Annotated in this window: 1 protein-coding gene; it reads left to right on the top strand. The window is 34.7% G+C overall.

The features are described from left to right. Positions 1 to 166: 166 nt before the first annotated feature. Complete coding sequence (locus tag AC1DTM_RS23195) at positions 167 to 1,753, top strand: S-layer homology domain-containing protein (protein WP_372343022.1); 1,587 nt, start codon at positions 167 to 169, stop codon at positions 1,751 to 1,753. Positions 1,754 to 2,366: the final 613 nt, after the last annotated feature.

Genomic DNA, 2,366 nt, shown 5'->3' with positions numbered 1-2,366 from the left:
ACAATACACAGTAGAAGAGGAACATGTTCTTTCGCAACAAAAAGAAAGTGAAATAAAAGCTCAGGAAGATCAAGTGAAAAAAGAAATTGAAGCGCAACAAGATCAGGTAAATAAAGAGAGCGATTCAAAAGTGAAAGTAGAGGAAAAGGCAGAAACAGTAGCTGAAATGCAACAAAATCAGCTAAAGAATGAAGTGGAAACGGAAGCTACGAAAGAACAAACAAAACAAGAGAACGTGATACAGCAAGAGCAACCATCAAAAGTACAAGCAGCTCCAAATAGTTTTCCTGATGTTCCTGGTTGGGTAAAGCCATCAGTAGACTATCTTATAAATAAAAATGTATTGTCAGGTATGCCTGATGGTACGTTTTCACCAAATTTAGAGATAGATAGAGGGGCAGCCGCAACAATTATGGCTAAAATATTGGATCTTCCTATCGATCAATCGGCAAAGCCTTCTTTTGATGACTCAAAAAAGCATTGGGCAGCTCCGTATATTGCGGCTATAGAAAAAGCGGGTGTTATTAAAGGAGATGGGAACGGGAAGTTTAATCCTACTGGAAAGCTAACGAGGGGCGCAATGGCTTCTATGTTAGTAAATGCATACAAATTACAAGAGAAAGTGACAGGGAATCCTCCAACAGTATTTAACGACTTAAAAGAGCATTGGAGCGAGAAACATGTAAACATCCTAGTTGAATTAAGTATTTCAAGTGGATACGGTGATGATAATTGGAAGCCTGATCAAACGATTACTCGTGCTGAAACTGTAAGTTTAGTTGCTCGAACAGATACTTCAAAAGATAAAGAGTTCAAACGTAAACAAATTCAGATGTCCAAATCTTTCTTTGCTTATCACGATGCATCATTATCTTCAGGAATCGCTTTTGAAGGTGCCCCGCAAACTGTAACAGTGTATGAAGAAAGAGGAGATGGCTGGGTTAAAATCCATACATATCAAGGGTTCAAATGGATCTTATTAAACGAGAAAAGAATTCATATTAATAGAGAATTTTTCACATATGATTATCCAGCGGACTCGGCGAATGTACTTGTAAAATATACAGCGCAAACGGTGACAGTAGTTGAAGAGAGAGGTACGTGGTTGCGTATAAGAACTGGTTCAGGTCTACAATGGATGAATATGAATGAATCTAGAACAGTTATTGATAACTTAAAAACGATCCAAAATAATCAACAGGTCATCTTAGTTACAACAAAAGGATATAATACAAATCAAGCTCAAGTTCGTACATTTGAAAATTCAAATGGGAAATGGAGAGAGCAAAAGAATATAAGTGGATATATTGGGAAAAAAGGTTTTGCAGTTGAGATGAGTGAAAGTGGTATGAGTTCGCCAAGAGGAAAATACACAATTGGTGCAGCTTTCGGTAGACAAGGGAATCCTGGTACGAAACTTCCCTTTATTAATTTAACGCAAAATCATGTTTGGGTAGATGATTCTACATCTCCATACTATAATACTTTACAGGAAAAGCCTGTAAGAGGTAGATGGAAATCAGCTGAAAATATGTATATTCCAGCATATGATTATGGATTCGTAATTAATTATAATACTGAATCACGTACACCATACAAAGGAAGCGCAATCTTCTTCCATGTTTCTACTTCATGGACAGAAGGGTGTACAGGTGTAGATAAACAAAATGTTATTGATATGTTGAGATGGATCGATCCAGGGAAAAATCCTGTTATTATTCAAACTCCTGAACATGAACTGACAAACTATTAATTTGATAATCTTAAAAAATCTTTAGGTGTAAAATTTATACGGCATTATTTTAAGTCTACTTTAATTAGTAGGCTTTTTTTATTAGTGTACGAAATTCTCGTTTCAGAGTACTGTTTACTTTTTGACTTGATGATAATGAGGCGAGATCCATTGCATACTCTTATGAAGAATCCTTATTTACACTAAGGATTGGAATCGTATGGACGCCTTAAAATATAGATGGGGGGAAAATAATGTAAAAAAACTATTGTATGTTTTAAAACCTTATGTTACATTTATATTACAAGAGAGTTACAAAACGTAACTTATGTTACAGTTTGTTTTCTTTTGTTTTTCGGTATGTTACGAATTGTAGTTCGTAGCCAATCAACCGAGAATATGTAAAATTAAAAAAATAGCAAACTAAAAATAGTTTTTCTATGTGTATAAGAGTGTGTGTAGTAAAGAGCCTGAGTGAGAGCTTTATGCACATTATTAAAATTCCTTTCTGTCTTAAAAGAAGAAGACTACCAACTATTTAGGAATTTTAAGTAATGATAGTGAATGAAATGTACTTCTTTTCCAACACAAAATGTAGTACATAGTTTACTTTCAGTCTAATTACTACACAGAC

This window comes from Bacillus sp. P4_D3, from assembly GCF_056401855.1.
The sequence above is the reverse complement of the archived record's forward strand: the minus strand, read 5'-3'. Positions and strand labels throughout refer to the sequence as shown.